The sequence below is a fragment of the Saccharolobus solfataricus genome, assembly GCF_900079115.1.
Classification (GTDB): domain Archaea; phylum Thermoproteota; class Thermoprotei_A; order Sulfolobales; family Sulfolobaceae; genus Saccharolobus; species Saccharolobus solfataricus.
This window is the reverse complement of the sequence record NZ_LT549890.1, coordinates 2746447-2766105: the sequence shown is the minus strand read 5'-3', so window position 1 is coordinate 2766105 and position 19659 is coordinate 2746447. Positions and strand designations below refer to the sequence as shown.

The window sequence follows — 19659 nt, the reverse complement described above, 5'->3', positions numbered from 1 at the left end:
CAAGATCATAATTAACCTTAATGAGAGTTTTAACAAAGCTTATCTTGATAGTTTTCGTATTTGAGGTAGTATTATTTCTAATAGCTTCTGCCATACCTCAGAATAATCCAATTCTAGTTTCACAATTCAATAGTACGGAAAATCAAGTGTTGAATCAGTCTTATTTTGGTAAGGTATTAATGATATTTGCTAATAACGTGAGAGTTGGGTTACTAGACTTCATACCTGCTGTGGGAATGATCATATTGGCAATAAGTATATATTCTACGGGAGCTGTTTTGAGTGCGTTCTCAGCAAGTCTTAACGTCCCTGGAATTTTATCTGCGTTAGGTTTAATGACCTTACCACACTCGTGGCTTGAACTACCCTCCTATGCCATAGCTGCCTCTAGTGGGTTATACATCATAATTAGACCTAGGGAGTGGATAAGAGGATTGTTAACCCTTATAATGGTTCCAATAGAACTATTTTTGGCAGCTTTAGTGGAATCTGGGGAGTTTTACGTAAGTAACCCTTACATATTATGGCTATATTCGATACCCGCGTTTGTATTCCTATACTTCCTTTACGAATTCTTACAAAGGAGAGCTGAAAATTACATTAAAGTGAGAGCCCCGGTAGCTCCTAAACAGCAAAACATAGTTCAACTGCAAACTTATGCTGACTATTTAGCTAGGTACAATCAGAGCTGGAATACAGCAAGTTATTATGAAACTCAGGGCAACTTATCTGAGGCTATGAGATATTATTGGGAAGCCATCTTTTACTTGATTACAGCAGTTGGTAACAAATTGGGAATGCCTACTCTATCCAAAGAAGATCAAGATAACGTAATAAGATCTGTAGCATATAGGGTTGGGAATCCTCAACTATATGATATCTATAACGAGGCATTCAAAATTAGGATTGAAAACAGGATAAATGACTTTCAAATATTTAAGGAATATTTATCTCAGTTAGCAAGATATTTGAATTCTATCTAACCTAAAATTTTTTCACTTATCACCTCTATACCCAATTTTAAGGCCATATCGTAATACTTTTTGGGGATTGCGAACGCTATCAGAAAACTTCTTACTTTCTTAGAGAATTTATTTTCTAGAATCTTTTCTCTAATTAACAGTTGTTCTAAAGTGGAGTAGTCTGCGTAATTTTTAGCCAAAAACAAATAAATCTCTTCCCCTTGATCATAATACATAATGGGTAATACGTACCCTATTCTTAAAATACCTTTATCATCTACTAAAAACTCCCTCTTTATACTAGCTAGGTTAACTCCTTTACTCTCAAGTTGGGGTTTAAACATATTAACTATTAAGTATTCGATTTCCTCCTCCTTTCTCGAGATGTCAGTAAGGAACTTTAGCACTTGATCCTCTAAGCTCATAATATAATATCATACTCCCCCTTATTAAAAATAATTTCTCAAAATACGATTGCACACAATTGCACACAAGTGCATATAAATTTATATATCGTCTTTTTAAGTAAAAGTTAAAATATTATCTTATGAAAACACTTTTAGTTCCGTTAACAACTCTTTTGATGCTTGACGTTATAACTACAGCACTGGGATTATCTAGGGGTCTTGTAGAGAGCAACCCATTAATAAACGCATTATACTCCTCATTACCATTTCCAGTCTTTATTGCAATATTTCTTCTCATTAAAATAGGAATATTAGGTCTAATCTATCTTCTCTATAAGTATACTAAACTAGATTTAGTGATCATTCTTGGGATAGGAATTTCTTTCATAGTCTTTATTAACAACATTCTCCTCATCTCTTAACAAATTATTTATGTAGTTTAGCAGTATGTAGACTGCAATTAAGTTCATCATAAGGAACATGATTATACCTAGATACTCTAATTCCTTAGGGGCATATAGAGTAGTATAAAGCGATGGGCTTATCATTAATATTAAAGAAAGTAAACTATCGCCTATCATCCATAAAGCTAAAAGAAGTACCTTAAAGCTTCTATTAAGTTCCTTAAGAGAGGAACCTATAATTAGACCCCCAACCAATAAAGTAATCTCCTCTATCAATCTTACTGATAGGATTTCAGCACCTAAATTAAAGAAAAATGGGTAGTGCCATAGGAAAGCAATTGAAGCTCCGACTGGAAATCCTATATGTTTGTCTACAATTTTTCTCTTAACGAGATAATATGAGATAAGAATACCCGCTCCAAAAAGTGAATAATGGGCTAACATATAAGGTATTGGATTAACGAACATGTACTCTTCCGTAAATGGATTAACGGATATCGCAATAAGAAAGATACAGAACATTAGAATAGTTATAAAAAAATAATTATTCACTTTTTCACCTTATACGAAGAGATGGAGATAGAACGTACTGAAAACTACAACCCATATGGCGTCTACGAAGTGCCAATAATACGTTGCAGCAACTGAACCTCCATAAGGTGTCACTCCCTTATAAGCCCTTAATAGTACGAACGCCCACACTACCAGTCCCATAATCACGTGAAATCCGTGTAGACTTACCGTACTAAAGAAGAACGCAGTAAATGCTGATTGTTGTGGAGTAAATTGTATGACATGCGTAAACTCGTAAACTTGTCCCATTAGGAATGTGAATCCCATAACCGCAGTTAGTATACCTAATGCCTTGAACATTTTCATATTCCCTTTCTTGAACTCCTCATATGCTAAATGTGCTGGTATCGAGCTTGAAAGTAATATAATTGTCATTATTACCGGTAGTGGGAAATATTCAACTTTTAATGGTGGTACATTAGCATATGCTATGGGATTAGTAATAGGGCTAGCTACAAACATATACCCTCCTATAAAGGATCCGAAAAGACATATCTCAGCTAATATGAACCATAAAACCGCCGACCTCGCATCTCTCATTATAATAGTTCCTAGTGACGGTGTTAATGCTAATCCATTATTTACACTACCAGCGGAAACTGGTGAACCTCCATCAAGTTGCATTGGTGGAGGTATTTGTTTAAACCACTGATCATATGCCCAATACACGCCAACACCCATAAACGCTAGTAGGAATAATATACCTACTGGCATTAAGTTAATGAACCCAAACATGAAACCTAGGGGCACAAATGAAAGCATTATTCCAAGTATGCTGTAATATGGAAAGCTCACTCCATGATATTCTTCATCAAAACTACCATCCAATGATTTACCAAAACTTAACGGTAGTTTAACCGGTTTTATATAGAAATCTGGTTGACCTATCTGTATAGCGTTCCAGGGATCTACAGTTTCTACAGCCTTTCCCTTTATCCATGAGTACAACAAATCACCAAAAGCCATTAGTAGGCCTATTCCCATTAACACTCCTCCGACATCAATCATATCTTGGAATGGTATGTAAATTGGTGAAGGAACTGAAGCATATCTTCTGGGCATTCCTAGGACTCCATCAATAATCATGCCAGTAGCTATTAGAAATGCACCAGCCACTATCATTATAGTTCCGCTTTTCACTATATCATCGTGATACCACTTACCAGTAAAGTACGGGAAGTAATAAATCAAACCAGCTAATAACGCAAAGAGTATTGCAAACACCATGTAATGGAAATGTCCTACCACTAAATAGGTACCATTGAATGCGTAATCTAGCGGTACTAACGGAAAGAATACTCCAGTAATTCCTCCAACCAAGAATATGGCTATAAAGGATATTACTAAAATCGTGGGTGCCTTATATCTTATCTCACCTCCATATAAGGTCGCAGTCCAGTTAAATACCTTCACTCCAGAGGGCACTGCAATTGCCATCGTGGTAGCCGATGATACTATTTGGGCTACCGTATTGTCAATAGCTGTGAACATGTGATGCATCCATACTCCTAGTACACTTAGAAATGCTATGGCCATTGACGATAATGCTAATGCCTTGTAACCGTAAATCTGCCTACCCACCATTCGGGGTAGAATTTCACCAACTAGACCCATTGCGGGTAAAATTAATATGTAGACTTCTGGATGTCCAAAGAACCAGAACAGGTTTTGCCATAGTACTGGAGATCCACCTAACGACGCATCAAAGAATGGCAAATTCCATAATCTTTCTAAATAAGCGAAAACTAGTCCCGCAGTTAATGGTGGCATTGCGACCACTAGTAAGATTGATGTGGCGAAGAAAGACCATGTAAATAGGGACATTTTAAAGTATGGTATTTTCTTTAATTTTATTATAGTCATTAGGAAGTTTACTCCAGTTAATGTAGATGAAATACCAGACAGTATAAGAGCTATTTCAACCAATGTGGTACCAAGTCCATAATTTACTGAAGTCTCTACAGATAGTGGTGCGTACATGTACCAACCAGTATTAACGGGTCCAAACCAAGGAGCTATAAGTCCTAGGAAGACAGATGGAACTAAAATCCAAAAGGAAAAGGAATTAATTCTAGGCCAATATAAATCATGAGCTCCTATCATCCTAGGTATTAGATAGTTTGCGAAACCTACCGAAATGGGCATTACCATGAAGAATATCATGAAGATGCCATGCAATGATACTGCATTATAATAGTCTACCGCACTTAAACTTTGGTAAGTTAGCTGATATCTTATTAGCGCTGCATTTACTGCCCCAGCCAATAGTGCAATTATACCTAGCGTTATATACATTTGTCCAATATCGCTTGCACTTGTTGTGAATAACGCTACTTTTAAAACTCTTTTTATGTTCATCATATTAAGTGTTAAAATTTTATTTTTTAAATCTTTCTATTAAAAGCCAGTAAACCTAATGAATTTAGGGTTACTTAAATGATTAAATAAAAAATATATGGTTCTTATCTTTAATCTGCTTAACTAGTTGTGGTATAAGGAGTAGTCACGTTCGATGAAACAATTACTACTGCCCACATTCCGCTTTGTGCATGTCCTAAGATACCACAAACTAACATGTAAGTTCCAGCGCTTAACGGTCCCCATAGTCCACTATCTGATTGACCGCTTGAAATTCCACTAGTTTGATAATTGCTAGTGGTAGCGCCAACTATATATAGTATTTTACCAAACTGTCCAACATCAGGATTACTTGGAGTCGCAGTAGTGTTTTGTAAAAGAATTAAGTTGTGGGGTAGTGATTGTTCATTCACAAATTTCACGTAAACTGACCATCCCGCAGGAATATAAATTTTCAATTGCCCATTGCTAGTACCATTAAAATTAAAAGTTGGTCCGGTAGTTAGAACAGAAATTATTAAAAATACTGTCTTATTCGTGGAATCATATTTTAATGGTATTTGACTTGAGGTGGAAGTGGAAGTACTGGTAGCTGTAGAAGTGGGTGCTGAGAGTACTTGATATTCATAGTAAGCGTAAACTGAAACTCCCACCGCTACTATTGCAACTAGTACTCCAACGATTACGGGCAGAAGAGAGGACTGTGCTTTCATATGCTAAATTAATGCAACTTTGATTTATAAATTTATAACCTTATGTAGAGTATCATAATCATCTTCTATATTAAAGAATGTAAACATAAGTTAATAATGTTATAAGATAAAACTTAAATATCTTATTAAGATATAGTAGAATGATGAACAGAAGGACATTTTTGAGACTATATTTAGTGGTAGGAGCTGCAGTTGCAATAGCACCCTTAATAAAACCATTAGCAGATTACGTAGGGTACTTCTACAATGAAATAGGCACCATGTCAAAGCAGTATTTAGTCGCAAATAACACTGATGGATTATCTGGGTTTCCTAAATATAGGATAGCTAATATTAAGGATATCCAGCAACAAGCGCAAAGTTCAGGGTGTCCAGTCTACTTTTTCGCTTATCCACTAACTAATGAACCTTGTTTCCTAGTGGACTTACAAGCACTATTGGGTCAACCGGTTCCAGAAATACCAAATCCATATTACGGACAATATGCAGGCCCAATAGGGCAAATTAAAACCATACAAGGTGTAGGTCCAAATAACTCTATATACGCATTCTCTGACGTTTGCGTACATCTAGGTTGCCAACTCCCTGCACAAGTTTTAGTGACCTCTGAGAATAATCCGGGTTTAGATGTGACAAATTCAGTCCTTCATTGCCCATGCCATGGCTCTCTTTACTCCTTAATGAAGGGTGGCGTAGTAGTTGGGGGACCTGCCCCAAGACCTCTTCCTATAATTTTCTTAGAATATGACCAAAATACTGGAGACATATACGCAATAGGTACTAATGCTCCATATTTCAGTGCATCAATACCCAGAACTACTCCAGCTGATAACCTGCTTTACGATCCTAGATATAGTTACAGTGTACCCTCAAATCCGTCTTGTAGTAAGGGTGGTTAGCGTGGCAGATGAGCAAAGTAATGGTTTGTTCGATAGGTTTATGAAATGGTTAGATGATAGATTAGGGATTTATGGCCATACTCTAAGACCAGCACCTAGATATGCTTACTCCATAGATTATTGGCTTGGAGGGCTGGTATTATCTGCGTTCATACTTGAAGTAATAACTGGTGCCCTAGTTGCGCTTTATTATACGCCAAGCGACCCCTACACTTCAACTACTTATCTAATAAGCAAAGTTCCATATGGGGCCTTTCTGTTTAGCCTTCATAGTTGGGGAGCCTACGCTATGGTATTTTTACTCCTAGTTCATATGACCAGAAACTTCTTTGTAGGAGCGTATAGACAACCAAGAGAAATAATGTGGATAGTCGGAGCTGGTTTAGCAGGATTAACGTTAACTGAAGCCTATTTAGGATATTCGTTACCTTACAACTTGATTTCATGGGTTGCAACAACTACTGGACTAAATTTATTCTCATACATGCCGTTTAACTTAGGTTATCTAATCTCACTATTCACTGTAGTAAATCCCGATCAGCCTGGTATAATGTCTGGTGTGGATCCATTAGTACAGAGATTTTTCGTATTTCACTGGATAGTTGGTGGGTTAATACTAGCACTTATAGGATTACATCTGTATATTTTCGAAAAACACGGTATAACTCCACCAGTATCTCAAGTTAAACCTGGAGATCCGGAGTTAATAGATGAGTATCAAGATAAGTTGAAGTCCGATCCCAAATGGGAGTTGCAACCCTTAATGAGGTCCATAGGAATGGTAATAATGATCTTTCTACTAACTTTTGGTGCAATATTTCTAATAGCTGGAGCAATACCATTTAATATTGTTATTATTGGCGGTACTCCTAAATATATAATGCCTGCATTTAACCCTGTGGAAGCAGCGCAAACTCCACCAGTCCCTGACTGGTACTTCCTTTTCATTTACTTCTTCTATAAATCCGTAAGTCCAACTAATGCCTCTCTCATATTCTTAGGCTGGGTTGTAGTTACTGTATTATTCCCATTTATAGAGGAATATGTATTTAGGCATAAGGCTCCGCATCCAGCATTAAGGCCAGCATCAATTGCAATAGGAACTGGTTTCATAGTAAGCTTTATAGTTAATAGTGTTTGGGCGGCTTTAACACCGGGAAGGGATATTGGACCGATAGGTACGGAGGTAGATGGTGTAATATTTCTAGTATGTTTCGCAGTAATTTGGCCGTTATTAAGGTATGTTGCTCAGCCTAGAGTTTTAGCTAAGTGGCAAAGTTCTCCGTTAACTGATGGTGGAGTTGTAATTGAGTATAAGGAGAGGAGGATATTAAGTGGGCTATTAGTACTATTAATTAATGGATTGGTATTAAGTGGGCTAATATACTCTCTATACGAGGTATTTATACTCTCAAACAATCCTATAATTAACCAGTTTTTAATAGGTCAATATTTAGGTTTTTCATTAGTTTTGTTCTCAATTTCAATTTTTATAAATGTGGTGATGGGAATTGGAAAAAGCAAGAATATTTGAACTATCAACCATCGTATTTGCAATTGTCATCTTAACGGTTTTAGGAGTTTTTTCAGATATTTATCTAAACTCAATAAACACCGGAGCCTATCTATCGACTACTCAAAGACAAGACGCTATTCCAATTAAGGTAGTAGCTATGCAATACGCTTGGGAATTCATATACCCCAATGGTACTACCACTACTGATCAACTGGTATTAAAGGCTAATCAGACCTATTTACTTGAAATCACATCTAAGGATGTAATTCACGCATTCTATATACCACAGTTAGGGTTCAAGTTCGAAGCAATACCAGGGTATGTATACGATTTCTACATAGTGGTTAACAAGCCTGGAGTATATGATATATGGTGTGCCGAATTTTGTGGTCCTGGTCATTACTTAATGAAAGGAACCTTAGTAGTGGTGAGTTAGTATGGCTACTAATAGGAGGATGACTTCTAAGGACTACGCTCTGTGGATAGTTACCATATTAGCATTCTTCTTTTTCTTTCTATGGGTAGGGGATTTCGGAAATCTATCATATCTTACACAAAGTCCAATAACAACATACGTGGAAACATTATGGAGCGTAACCTACATAGCAGCTGGCGGAGTTTTTGCAGTATTCATGGGGAGTATAGTGTTCTTATCAGTTAAATTTAGAGCTCCATCGGAAGTTCAAACTATTAGAAGGAAAGTAAACGTAATAAACTATTACTATATGGCACTAATTTTGGATTTATTATTCGCAATTATAGTAACCTATGAGATGTTTATGATGTCAACCTATCAATTTATAACCGCAACACTGGCCTCTGCGGATTTGTTACTTTTCGCGTCAATTATCTACCTTGTTTATAAATTATACTATCAAGAGTAAACTAAAGTTAATCTCTTTTTTATTTCTATTTAATATAATTATTTTAATAAATATGAATTATCAAGTTAGGTCCACTCCATTTATGCTATATCAAAATCAGTAAATATTAATAATTATGGAAGTTATACTAATTTTTATGAGTAAGAAGAAAAGCTTATTAAATAGTTTTTAGATAGTATACTATAAGGAGAGAGTTATGAAAAAAGGTAAAATTGTAGTACCAATAGTAGTAATGGTAATTGCTGCATTGGTGGTATTATCATCTGGAGTCCTTACAGTAGTGAATCCCTTTATATCAACCAGTGCAGTAAGTAGGGAACTTGGGGGAAGTTGGAGCGTTCAAAATTATTACTCTGGGAATAACACAGTAACCGAAATACTAATAGATTCTCAAGGTAATGTCCTAGTTATAACCCAGTACTCCTTCCCTTCCGTTACGCAAGCGCAGAGCTTCTTTTACGCAAACTCATTAGGGCAAGTGGAGCAATATGAGAACTATTTAATATCATATTACTCTCATGGACTTTCAGAATCCCTTTATATCCTTAATGGAGGAAAGGTATATTATATCAGCTACGTAGCAACAACTTCCACCTCAATGCCGTCCATAAGTCAATTGTTGAGTTTGATAAAATAATTTTAATCCCTTCGTAGTTATTTTTATTTATGAAGTTATATTTTCTTTCCACAATCCCAATTGTCATGAGCTTAGCATTGGCTTACATGTTTCCATTAAATGAGTTAATCCCAATTGTCACCTTTTGGATATTTTTAACATATCTACTCTTCAATACCGTATTCAGAGCAGAACTTCAGGTTATGGGATCATATAAAAGAAAAGGTACCAAATGGGGGATTTTCTTCTCTTATTTAATAACCCATTACTTAGTTTATAGTGTAGCCATAGTTGAACTATTAACTTATATTTATAAACCTACGATATCCAATCCTCAAACTGCATTCGTCTCCTTATTTAATACACCCTTTGGTATTTCACCCAGTATAACGAATTTGGGTTTATCCTTAATTTTTAACCCGACTATAACTGCCTTTATCCCACCCAATATTGTTATTGATCTTTCTCTATATAGTATATCGATGGGTCTCTATATTGCTATCTTAGTAACCTCTAGTTTAATCACAATTATCTCTTTAAATAAAAAATTGAAATATTTAGTCTTCATTCCATTAATTGGTATAATAGCTGGAGCATCTTGTTGTGTGTCAATACCAGTCTTATTAGCTGAATCTGTAGAAGTAAGCAATCTCATATTCTTGACAACTGTGGGGTGGCAGGCAGTATTTATAGCTTATGTATCTCTTCCAATTCTTACGGTAATATTCTTAAAGCATTTATCAAGTTCGCTACATAGATTGCATAGTGGTTTAGTAGAATTTAATACATTGCGAAAAGTGACTAAATAGAGGCTAATTTGCACGGCGATAATCTTCAACATTAATTACTCATTATCATATAATAGTTGTGAAAATATCATGAGAATTCTAAGACCATTCTCTCCTTACTGTTTTTGTTGTTGATATTATACTCCTCTTGCTCCTCCTTTTTCTCATTTTCTTGATAACTTTCACACTTAGCTTTACTATTTTATCTGCCTCCTTATTATCTATACGCGTATACGTTATGGGAGGGGCTCTATATCTGTAAATGAAATATAAGCTTATTAAGAGAGGGACGAAAACTAGTCTTATTGGAAAGTTGTATAATAGAGGAATTATCTCAAAAATAATATAGATAATAGTGAGTATTATGGTATAAAATGTTGAAGAGAATGAGGTTAGTCCAAACCAAAACTCTTTAAATAGCCTGCTTCTTACTCTGACTATCCTAACTAATATTTCATTATTGATAATAGAATATAGTCGAGATCCTTCTAATAGGAATAAATATAAGAGAAAGAGGGCAATAACTATCTCTCCAGAGTAAAGCAAATACTGTAAAATTAAATTGTTGATGGGATCAATTATACTCTTAACAATACTGTTTATGATAGGAAATAATACATAAGGCAGGATTAAATATAAGAACATCTTTACAAATCCCCTAAACAATACAGACCTTAATATTGGAGAAAGATTTGTACTAAGTGTCTTATTGAGCCATATTATTGTGGAATCTAGTTGTCTTAAAAAGTATGAACGGGAGTAAACTATTCCAATAACTCTTTGAAGAACGTTCACCCTAACTGCTAAAATTGAGGCTATTATTGACGATACCAATACAACCACTACTGAAATGTAATAGACTATGGCAATGTCTATGCCTTGTTGTAGTGCTTGCAATGAAACTATTATTCCAAATTCACTTAAAGGCAACATGTATAAGCCATTAGTAAACGCCTTGACTAAAGTAGTCCCGGAAACCCAAGATGCAGTGCTGAATGAAAAGTACTTTATTGCAAGAATTATGAAGGATATTAAAACAAATGTAGATATACCCGCAGTTATTTTTAAATAACTCCCTACTGAAAGGAAAAAGAATATCAAGGAAAATTCCCTTATGGGTCCAGTATACCTTAATACTTTCTCACTACCACTTATTGATGAAAAAGCTATACCAGCTAAAATCATTGTCAAAGTAGCTGGGACTTGAGTAACTTGTGAAATATATTCAAATACAAATACTAAAACTATTGGTACTAATATCAATATACTCTCATCTTCAAAACTCGTAAACTTGAATATTGACAATCCGGTGAGAAAATACTTCGCAAAAGCGTAAATTATCAGTGAAGCTATGAAAACTTCTAGGATTACAAACGATATTCTAAAAACGTTAAAGGAACCGTTAAGCGCTATGGCAATAGAATATAAGAAGAAAACTTCAATATCTTCAACTGAAGCTACTGCCACTAATAAGTCCCTATCGTTCTTATCCACTTTATTCCCAATTATCTTGTACAAAATGGAAGTGCTAGTATCTATAGATGCCATTACAAGGAATAATGAAGCAAATAGGTCTAGGTGTAGTAAATAGAGTCCAATGAAGTAAGAAATTAACACTATAAGTATTAACTCAGTCAACGCAATTCCCATTGCCCTCCTAAACAACTCCTTAGCTCTAGAAATATCGAAAGAGGTACCAATCTCGAATGCCAACAAGTTTAGGGCTAGAAAGTTTAATATTTCAAAATATGAAGAGTTAAAGTCAAAATGAAAATAATTGAAAGCTATTAACCCACCTAAAAGATAAGCAATAACTGGCGAGACCTTTAGCCTAGTTAAGATGAACGCAAGTAGTAAGGTGAAAAGTAACATTAAGCTCAACAATGCATAATCCATCAAACAACAAACTCCTTAAGAGAAATTAAAAGTTTATTTACTACCAAGAGAATATTTTATATTTGATGAAAGTTGTTGAGTTGAAGAAAATATATTCTCAAATCTTATCCCTTTCGGAGGAATGTAAAAAATGTGTAGATTGTGAAGCTTGTGATAGAGTAGAAGAATTAATAGATTACGTAATTGAAAACATAGATAAAATGCCGATTGAAGAGCAAACAGAGGCTAGAAGAATATTAAATAGTATACTTACGCTTAGAAAGGAAATTTAAGGGGAAAAATAGTTACTAAATCAAGTTTCTTATTTAAATATTAAAAAAGTTCTTTTTTAAATTGTTGGACATTCTCCAGCCAATGGTCCCGCAGCTTCCAGTATGGTGTTTTGTATCATTTGAGCTGCTTGAACTATTTGTGGAAACTGATCTAAATTATTCAGAACATAACTTGGTGTATATCCTTCAAGAATTGTGGGATTAACTATTGGCGTAGTCACAATATAAGTACCATTTGGACCAGAGATTAGTATTGCAAAATTTAGGTGAGGAGGTTTAACATAAAGTGCTGAAGGCTCTCCATATTGTTGTATTGCCACTTCCGTCTCATACTGGATAATATACTGAGCTACTTGTGGTGATAAACCCATTTTTGCAATTTCCTCCTCTAAAATTTGTTCGCCAACCGATATTAACTCGTTTTGAGGAATTAATGTACCGTTATATGAAGCGTTTAGATATTCGTTATAGACATACGCTACGTAAAATTCAACTACTGAAGTGCTATTGAAACCGGTGAATATTAGTCCCGGAATGTTAGCGGGATTGTGATCCGGGTCAGAGTAATGTAATTCGTAGCTTAAATTACCATAATGTTGCAAAACGTCATATATTGCCCAAGAAGCCGCAGCACCTACTGGACAGCCATACCAGGATTGCTCTACTATTATCACTTTACCCTTTGGGGCTAAGTCGATATTGCTTATCTTTACGAACTTTCCAGCAGGAATTGGTTGAGCAGAAGCTATAAAATGAGTAGCGTATACAATGATCCCAGTAGCTATTACAATAATTCCTATTATTGCTGTAATTAAGTTTCTTCTATTCATTAATGATAATACTAACGTGTGTCTAAAAAATTTTTCCTAAATCATTAGTAGTCATCTTTATTTTATATGCAGAGAGAAGTTATCTAATGAGCATGTTTGAGAATACCCATCCAGAACTCACGAGGATTGGAATTAGAATAGAGAACGTTGACAGTAGATATAAGCCACTAATGAGGATGGGGATATCCATTGACGAAATGATTTACCTTGCAAGGAGATTATATCCATTAATAAGAGATGGAAAAAGGATTTTAGATTTAGGTTGTGGAAATGGTCTTATTACTGTAATCTTATCAAAGTTAATAAGTGAAGCAGAATTTCATGCAGTAGACGACTGGAAAAAGGTCTCTAGAGATGATTTAATTAAGAATATTGAGATTGATAAAGCTAAGATAGCGTTAGGGGAGTTTACGGATCAATTCACTTTATCATACCAAGATACTTATTTTGATTTTGTGTATAGTGTAATGTTTTTATCAAATATTGGTAAAGACGGTAGGACTAAGATAAGTGATGAGGTTCATAGAGTGTTAAAAGAGAAAGGCAAGTTTGTAGTTATCGATACTTTAGTATTTAGGGGTAAAATAAAGAAGGATTTAGGAGATAAATTCAAATTAGATTGGTATGGAGAGGAGAACGGATTTTCGTTCTTTGTTTGGAGTAAATGAGGTTAGATTTAATTATTTATGCCTTACGTAATTACTAAGGTAAACAAAGCAGAGAATACTGTTGTAATCCGCTAGTAGAGGAAATAGATTGTCTCTTTATCAAGGGCACGGAAACTACTATTTTAGTGAAGTTTTTACAACAGTTATCATATTTTCCCTTGGTAATACTAGAAAACCGTTATCATGGAGAAAATATTTAAATTCTCTAGACCCCCCAATGAAAAGATATGAAAGTACAGACAACTCAGCTGGTAAACAGGGCTAATGTAGTGTTCATAACTTTAAGGTTAGGCTCTCCTTTTAGTTAGTTAATGCGGTTATGGAAATATATTTATCCCTTAAAACTATCAGTGTAGAGTAAATGTTAAGATTCATTGAAAAATGTTTAGTAGAAATAGTGGGCCTTATGGAAATCTTTAAAATGCGTTAAAATCTCATATAAAACTGCCGCCTTTTATTAACCTTCGAGCCCAACGGTATGGAGGCTCCTATCATAACCCCTTTTCTTTTTCTTTAAGTTATATAATGCGACAACGTCATTATGCACTTTTTCCTTCTATCTTGAGAACGTATATAAATTCTATGTAATCAACGTTATTCAGATCCAAGATTGTACCTATAATCAATTAATAAGTTTCCCTAAAGTAGGAAAAATGGTATAAAATAGCTATAACATAAAGGAAAATTCTAATTTATAATATTTTCCTATAAATTTACTTTATATTATGAAAAATTTAGTTTATTGATTATCATTCTCATTTTCTAGGTTATAAATATAAGATTTTTAGCTATATTATAATAAGATAAGGTATGGCAAAAACAGTAGCAGATATAATAGTTGAGGCATTAGTTAAGGCTGGCATTAAAAGAATATACGGAATACCTGGAGATTCAATTGATCCATTGATGGACGCCATAAGAAGAAATAAAGAAATTAAATATATACAAGTTAGGCATGAAGAGGGAGCAGCATTTGCTGCATCAGTCGAATCTAAACTCACATCTAACGTTACTGCTTGTATGGGTACGTCTGGTCCTGGCTCAATCCACCTATTAAATGGGTTATATGACGCTAAAATGGACCACGCATCGGTAGTAGCTCTTACTGGGCAGATTGAAAGCGATATGATTGGTCATGACTACTTTCAAGAAGTAAATATGATAAAACTATTTGATGACGTTGCGGTATTTAATCAAATAATAATAAATCCGAAAAATGCCGGCTATTTAATTTGGAGAGCGGTATATGAGGCTAAAAGTAAGAAGGGTGTAGCTCATCTTAACCTACCCGTGGATATTTTAAGAATGGAAGGGGAGGAATACGAAGGCGAATTCTATTATCCTAAAATAAGCTATGATTATCCAGACTTAGACAAGGCTATAGAGCTCATAGATAAAAGCAAATCTCCAGTGATAATGATTGGTGGAGGTGCAAGAGATAAGTCAAAGATAGTAAACGATTTTAGTGAGAAGATTGGGGCGCCTATAATTTACGCTCTTAACGGTAAGGGAATTTTATCTGATTACGATGATAAAGTTATGGGTGGGATAGGTTTACTAGGGACAAAACCATCAGTAGACGCATTAAATAAGACTGACTTACTTATACTTTTAGGAACGTCTTTTCCTTACGTGAATTTCTTACCTAAGGATGTGGATGTTATTCAAGTTGATAATAATCCAGCAAATATAGGCAAAAGAATAAAAGTATCTTTACCTATTGTCAGTGATGTAGGAGAATTCCTATTAAAAATAACGCCGAAAATTAAAGAAAAGGATGACAAGTTTTATCTAAAAATGAAAGATTCAAAGGAAAAATGGTTTAAGGAGCTAAGTAAGGCAGAAAATGATAGCTCTAAGCCAATGAAGCCTCAAAGAGTGGCTTTTGAATTATCAAAAGTTTTCACCGAAGGAGTAGTCGTAGTGGATACTGGAAATGTGACCATGTGGGGGGCTAGGAATTTTAGAGCATCTGGCAAGCAAAAATTTGTGTTTTCAGCATGGTTAGGATCAATGGGTATAGGAATACCCGGTGCAGTAGGTGCCTCATTTGTATCTGATGAGGTTTTAGCGTTAGTAGGTGATGGAGGCTTTGCTATGACGATGATGGAGCTTATAACTGCAAAGAAATACTCAAGGCCAATAAAGGTAGTAATATTTAACAATTCTAAATTAGGTATGATTAAGTTTGAACAAGAGGTTATGGGATATCCAGAGTGGGGTGTAGAATTATACAATCCAGATTTTTCTAGATTGGCTGAATCCATCGGAGTAAGAAGTGTAACCGTCGAGGATCCAAATGAACTCTCATCAGCTATTAAGGAGATGAAGGAAAGCGAAGAACCCTTTGTTCTTAATACGGTTGTTGATCCTAATGAAAGACCAATGCCACCTAAACTTACTTTTACTCAAGCTAAAAATTACATATTATCTGTATTTAGGGAAAAATTGGAGCCCAGTGAAGAGTGATAAGTAGTGAGAGTTGTAATAGTTGGCGGAGGATTTGCTGGTATCGCAGCTAAAAGTAAATATCCTAATGCAATTTTAATAGATAGAAGCGAATATTTTTTAATGACACCAAAAATTGTACATACCTTAGCAGATGGAGAAAGCGCTCTAGTTTATAGAAAACCTGACATAGTAGCAGAAGTTGTAAATATAAAATTTAATGAAAAGAAGATAATTACAAATAAAGGAGAAATTAGTTATGATAAATTAATTATTTCCCTAGGATATTCCCAAGACCTATCTAAAATAAAAGGTGCGAACGAGCATGTTATGAAACTAGAGAGCTTTGAAGACGCAATTAAAATGCATAATGAAATTGAAAAAGCTAGGACTTTAATAGTAATAGGAGGAGGAGATCTGGGAGTCGAAGTTGTAGGAAGTACGATAGAATTGGTGAGCAAAATTAAAAGAAAAGGGAAAGAAAGAGTCATATTGATAAATAGAGGAGCTAGGATATTACCTCATATGCCTCCCCAGATCTCCTTAAAGGCCGAAAACATTCTAGCCGAATTAGGGGTTGAAGTAATTCTAGACGCATCCGTAGAAGAAATAAGAGGTAAAACTGTTATAACAAGTAAAGGAGAGTTTTCTGGAGACCACATATTTTATGCAGGTGGAATCAAGGGCTCGAATTTTTTAACAAATCTTAAACTCAGTTTAAAAGATGGAAAGATTAACGTTAACGAGGATCTATCTTCTGTGGATTACAAGGACGTTTATGGAGCTGGTGTATGTGCGTCCACATTTTACCCTTCGAACGCAGAAATTTCCATGCAATCTGGTGTCCACGCAATACTAAATGCAATTGAAGGTAGAGATGAAAAATTTAAGCCAATGCCTTTAGGAGATATAGTAGATATCGATAACAACTTTATGGGAGTGTTTATGGGATTACCAGTTAGAGGAAATTTCGCCAAACTTTTAAAACGCATAGCCCTTGCTAAAGTCTATTACACGATAAATAAAGTAAATTTTTATAATAAAAATTTAAAAATTTGAATACATATAATACTTTTCATCTTACTTCTTAGGTAGTCAAAAATCTAAATATAGTCTTTTTCTTAATAGGCACTACATGCTCCGCCTCTAACAAAGTGACCGTAGCAGATCGGGATTCTCTGCCACCGTAGGAGATGCGAAGGAGAAATTAATATTTCCCAATACAAAATATAGAAGAACACTCGAATAAGTCTGAATAGTTAATGAATTAAACTTGATAGAATTTGAGAATAAATAATAAAGGAGAATCGATAAAAATTGTTTCATACTAACCTCTTCCTCCAGTTTCTCGAGCACGTCACGAAACTTATTAACCCAATAGCTTGTATAATCATGCGTCAAAAACAAATAATAGAACTCCTCCTCCATCGAATCAAGAGTGTATTCAAGATTATAATAAGTATTAACCCACGAACCAAGTCCCTCCAAACTCAATCGGATTCAAATCCGGAGAATACGGAGGTAAGAAAAGCAAGGTAATGCCGAGCTGAGAAGCAACGGAGAAAACATAAGCATTCTTGTGAAACTTAGCACTATCAAGGATCAACACGATAGGACCGGAATTCCTAAACAAGCGAAGAAACTCAGCAAAGATCTTGAAATTAACATTGGAATAGGTGGACATGAAACAAGGAACACCGTCAAACAAGGGAATAGAAGCGAGAACATTAAGCTTCCTACTGGGATAATCAACGGGAACATTATACAACCCCAATCTCCTAACCTTGGAAGGATCGTGATGAATACCTGACTCATCCGTGAAAAACACCTTAACACCCTTCTTAATAACACCCTTTAACCTCTCCCTCAAGATGTTATCTGCGTTAAAGGGCCTCTTCTTGTTATATGTAGGGGATTTTCAATCTTTTCCTAGCTATTCTCCAAGCTGTTACGTAGCTTAATTTAACGTGAAACTTCTCCTCTATATAAGCCTTTGCTTCCCATATGGTTTCTTGAAGTTCTTCTACTTTTATCTCCTTTTCGTCCATCTTCTTGTTTCTTCCTTTTCTCTCCTTGTAGAATAGGCATTTCTCTCCTTCTTTCTCGAATTGGTTGATCCGTCTGTAAACTGTGCTCAAGTGTACTTGTAGTATCTTGGCTATTTTTCTAGTGTTCATTCCTTCCAAGTATAGTAATATTCCTCTTGATTTGGTTTCGTTTAGGTTCTTGGGCTTCTTTTCGATCAGCTTTCTGATCCTCCTTTTTAGTGTCCTAAGCACACCCATTTATCTTTAATAATTCTTTTTTTGTCTAATATGTTTTGGGGAGATGCTGGAAAATGGATGTGCTTAGGACGCTACTCGTTCAACCCAGCATCTCCTCACTAAGTTTGATAATCCCTTCTAGTCCCCTTTGCAACTCCTACGGTGGCAGAGAATCCCGATCTGCTACGGTCACTTTGTTAGAGGCGGAGCATGTGGTGCCTAATATGAAAAAGACTATACTTCAAATTATTAGCATTACCCTAAATGTAGAATCAATTATTCTTATCTATTTTTAGAGAAACAAATTGAATTCGTAAAGGAAACATGAATCGCCCATCATTTCTGAGTGTGGACAACAATTTCATGTAGTTGAAATGTTTGCATTTATCATCACTCCCTTATCCACTAAATACACTTGAATGTAAAGGAGGTTGTAGATTAAGAAGAAGGTCGAGAGCCAACTCATTAACTTATTGGAATTACAAGCGAAGTCCATTGAAGAGACTCTATGCTTTAATTTCCTAAACCCTTGTTCAGTGTAATCGCCTAACGTGACCCTCTTGTGCCCAACATTAAACCAATCAAAGGCATTGCAAACTGATAAACCATCATGCAAGTAAACTACCCTATTCTAAAGTACTTACTCGCAATCCCCTCATGATAACTACGTGACGTTATCCAAGTTGATTAAAATGGCAATTCATGAGTAATATTAATAAGAAATTAGAATGAGATAATATTATGGTAAAGGCAATTTCAACTGAAAAGGACCTCTTACTCAAGGTGGATAAATCCTTCCCTTGGGAAACGTTTAGGAGTAAGCTTAAGTCTCTTTACTCCAAGAAGCCCAAGTGGAACGTCATCTCACTCCTCAAAGTCCTCCTAATCAAGTTCGTTTTCGACATCTCTTGGAATAACTTGGAGGGAGAAATTAGGGACAGTAAGAGGTTTATGGACTTCTTGGGCGGGAAAGTTCCACCAAAGAGCACAGTATTCTTCTTCTACAAGAAACTTCAACAAACAGTTATTCAAGAGGGCGAGACAATGAGAACAACACTAATGGATGAGTTAAACAAGGCTTTGGACAAGGTGATCAGCGAGTATAGGGAAAAGGGCTTTGAACTTGAAGTTGGGAGAGAAAAAAACGATAGGTTCGAGTAC

General features: G+C 35.3%; 18 protein-coding genes and 3 pseudogenes. 13 read left to right on the top strand and 8 right to left on the bottom strand.

Annotation, left to right across the window (positions count from 1 at the left end; translation table 11 throughout):
* Positions 1–20: 20 nt before the first annotated feature.
* Entirely contained in the window at positions 21–983 is a 963-nt protein-coding gene (locus SSOP1_RS14725) for a stage II sporulation protein M (protein WP_009992574.1), read from the top strand.
* Here the strand turns inward: SSOP1_RS14725 and SSOP1_RS14720 are convergent.
* On the bottom strand, positions 980–1387 hold the full coding sequence (locus tag SSOP1_RS14720) for a hypothetical protein (RefSeq protein WP_009992572.1): 408 nt from the start codon (positions 1385–1387) through the stop codon (positions 980–982). The two genes, SSOP1_RS14725 and SSOP1_RS14720, sit on opposite strands and share 4 nt — an antisense overlap.
* 122 nt (positions 1388–1509) lie before the next feature.
* Between SSOP1_RS14720 and SSOP1_RS17760 the strand changes: the two genes are divergently transcribed.
* On the top strand, positions 1510–1791 hold the full coding sequence (locus SSOP1_RS17760; RefSeq protein WP_014511454.1) for a DUF5658 family protein: 282 nt from the start codon (positions 1510–1512) through the stop codon (positions 1789–1791).
* Here the strand turns inward: SSOP1_RS17760 and SSOP1_RS14715 are convergent.
* The 3 genes from SSOP1_RS14715 to SSOP1_RS14705 all read right to left on the bottom strand — a co-directional run bounded on the left by SSOP1_RS14715 (position 1723) and on the right by SSOP1_RS14705 (position 5417).
* Positions 1723–2325, bottom strand: a complete 603-nt coding sequence (locus SSOP1_RS14715) for a DUF1404 domain-containing protein (protein WP_010924082.1) — start codon at positions 2323–2325, stop codon at positions 1723–1725. The genes SSOP1_RS17760 and SSOP1_RS14715 overlap by 69 nt on opposite strands.
* Positions 2326–2334: 9 nt before the next feature.
* Positions 2335–4704, bottom strand: a complete 2370-nt coding sequence (locus tag SSOP1_RS14710) for a cbb3-type cytochrome c oxidase subunit I (protein WP_173645070.1) — start codon at positions 4702–4704, stop codon at positions 2335–2337.
* A gap of 119 nt (positions 4705–4823) precedes the next feature.
* Positions 4824–5417, bottom strand: coding sequence for a sulfocyanin (locus SSOP1_RS14705; RefSeq protein WP_009992568.1), 594 nt, complete (start codon positions 5415–5417; stop codon positions 4824–4826).
* A gap of 140 nt (positions 5418–5557) precedes the next feature.
* Here SSOP1_RS14705 and SSOP1_RS14700 point away from each other — a divergent pair, with 140 nt between their 5' ends.
* From SSOP1_RS14700 to SSOP1_RS14675, 6 genes are all read left to right on the top strand, one after another.
* Positions 5558–6316 (top strand): Rieske 2Fe-2S domain-containing protein, encoded by a 759-nt coding sequence (locus tag SSOP1_RS14700; RefSeq protein WP_009992566.1) that lies wholly within the window; start codon positions 5558–5560, stop codon positions 6314–6316.
* Between the two features lies 1 nt (position 6317).
* The gene (locus SSOP1_RS14695) at positions 6318–7850 is read left to right on the top strand and encodes a cytochrome b (protein WP_173645069.1); all 1533 of its coding nucleotides are present in this window, start codon (positions 6318–6320) and stop codon (positions 7848–7850) included.
* Positions 7828–8268, top strand: a complete 441-nt coding sequence (locus SSOP1_RS14690) for a cytochrome c oxidase subunit II (RefSeq protein ID WP_010924080.1) — start codon at positions 7828–7830, stop codon at positions 8266–8268. The genes SSOP1_RS14695 and SSOP1_RS14690 overlap by 23 nt, the downstream gene beginning before the upstream one ends.
* A 1-nt stretch (position 8269) precedes the next feature.
* Positions 8270–8716, top strand: coding sequence for a hypothetical protein (locus SSOP1_RS14685; protein ID WP_010924079.1), 447 nt, complete (start codon positions 8270–8272; stop codon positions 8714–8716).
* A gap of 196 nt (positions 8717–8912) precedes the next feature.
* On the top strand, positions 8913–9353 hold the full coding sequence (locus tag SSOP1_RS14680) for a hypothetical protein (protein ID WP_010924078.1): 441 nt from the start codon (positions 8913–8915) through the stop codon (positions 9351–9353).
* A gap of 29 nt (positions 9354–9382) precedes the next feature.
* Positions 9383–10141 carry a hypothetical protein gene (locus SSOP1_RS14675; RefSeq protein ID WP_010924077.1) on the top strand — a complete coding sequence of 253 codons (759 nt, stop codon included), beginning with the start codon at positions 9383–9385 and terminating at the stop codon, positions 10139–10141.
* A gap of 78 nt (positions 10142–10219) precedes the next feature.
* On the opposite strand, the gene SSOP1_RS14670 is transcribed toward SSOP1_RS14675, so the two are convergent.
* Positions 10220–12016 (bottom strand): cation:proton antiporter, encoded by a 1797-nt coding sequence (locus SSOP1_RS14670; RefSeq protein WP_063492839.1) that lies wholly within the window; start codon positions 12014–12016, stop codon positions 10220–10222.
* 65 nt (positions 12017–12081) lie between these two features.
* Here SSOP1_RS14670 and SSOP1_RS14665 point away from each other — a divergent pair, with 65 nt between their 5' ends.
* Positions 12082–12288, top strand: a complete 207-nt coding sequence (locus tag SSOP1_RS14665) for a hypothetical protein (RefSeq protein WP_048054278.1) — start codon at positions 12082–12084, stop codon at positions 12286–12288.
* A gap of 56 nt (positions 12289–12344) precedes the next feature.
* Here the strand turns inward: SSOP1_RS14665 and SSOP1_RS14660 are convergent, their stop codons facing one another.
* Positions 12345–13118, bottom strand: a complete 774-nt coding sequence (locus tag SSOP1_RS14660; RefSeq protein ID WP_063492838.1) for a DUF929 domain-containing protein — start codon at positions 13116–13118, stop codon at positions 12345–12347.
* Positions 13119–13204: 86 nt separating this feature from the next.
* Here SSOP1_RS14660 and SSOP1_RS14655 point away from each other — a divergent pair, with 86 nt between their 5' ends.
* The 3 genes from SSOP1_RS14655 to SSOP1_RS14645 all read left to right on the top strand — a co-directional run bounded on the left by SSOP1_RS14655 (position 13205) and on the right by SSOP1_RS14645 (position 17293).
* Positions 13205–13786, top strand: a complete 582-nt coding sequence (locus tag SSOP1_RS14655) for a class I SAM-dependent methyltransferase (protein WP_010924073.1) — start codon at positions 13205–13207, stop codon at positions 13784–13786.
* 810 nt (positions 13787–14596) lie between these two features.
* Positions 14597–16255 (top strand): pyruvate oxidase, encoded by a 1659-nt coding sequence (locus SSOP1_RS14650; RefSeq protein WP_010924062.1) that lies wholly within the window; start codon positions 14597–14599, stop codon positions 16253–16255.
* Between the two features lie 6 nt (positions 16256–16261).
* Entirely contained in the window at positions 16262–17293 is a 1032-nt protein-coding gene (locus SSOP1_RS14645) for an NAD(P)/FAD-dependent oxidoreductase (RefSeq protein WP_010924061.1), read from the top strand.
* A gap of 338 nt (positions 17294–17631) precedes the next feature.
* Here the strand turns inward: SSOP1_RS14645 and SSOP1_RS14640 are convergent.
* Both SSOP1_RS14640 and SSOP1_RS14635 read right to left on the bottom strand, forming a co-directional pair.
* A pseudogene (locus tag SSOP1_RS14640) lies at positions 17632–18519 on the bottom strand (IS630 family transposase).
* A 340-nt stretch (positions 18520–18859) separates the two neighbouring features.
* A pseudogene (locus SSOP1_RS14635) lies at positions 18860–19169 on the bottom strand (IS6 family transposase); the annotation flags it as partial.
* Positions 19170–19239: 70 nt separating this feature from the next.
* Between SSOP1_RS14635 and SSOP1_RS17980 the strand changes: the two are divergent.
* Positions 19240–19446 (top strand): annotated as a pseudogene (locus SSOP1_RS17980) (transposase); the annotation flags it as partial.
* Positions 19447–19659: the final 213 nt, after the last annotated feature.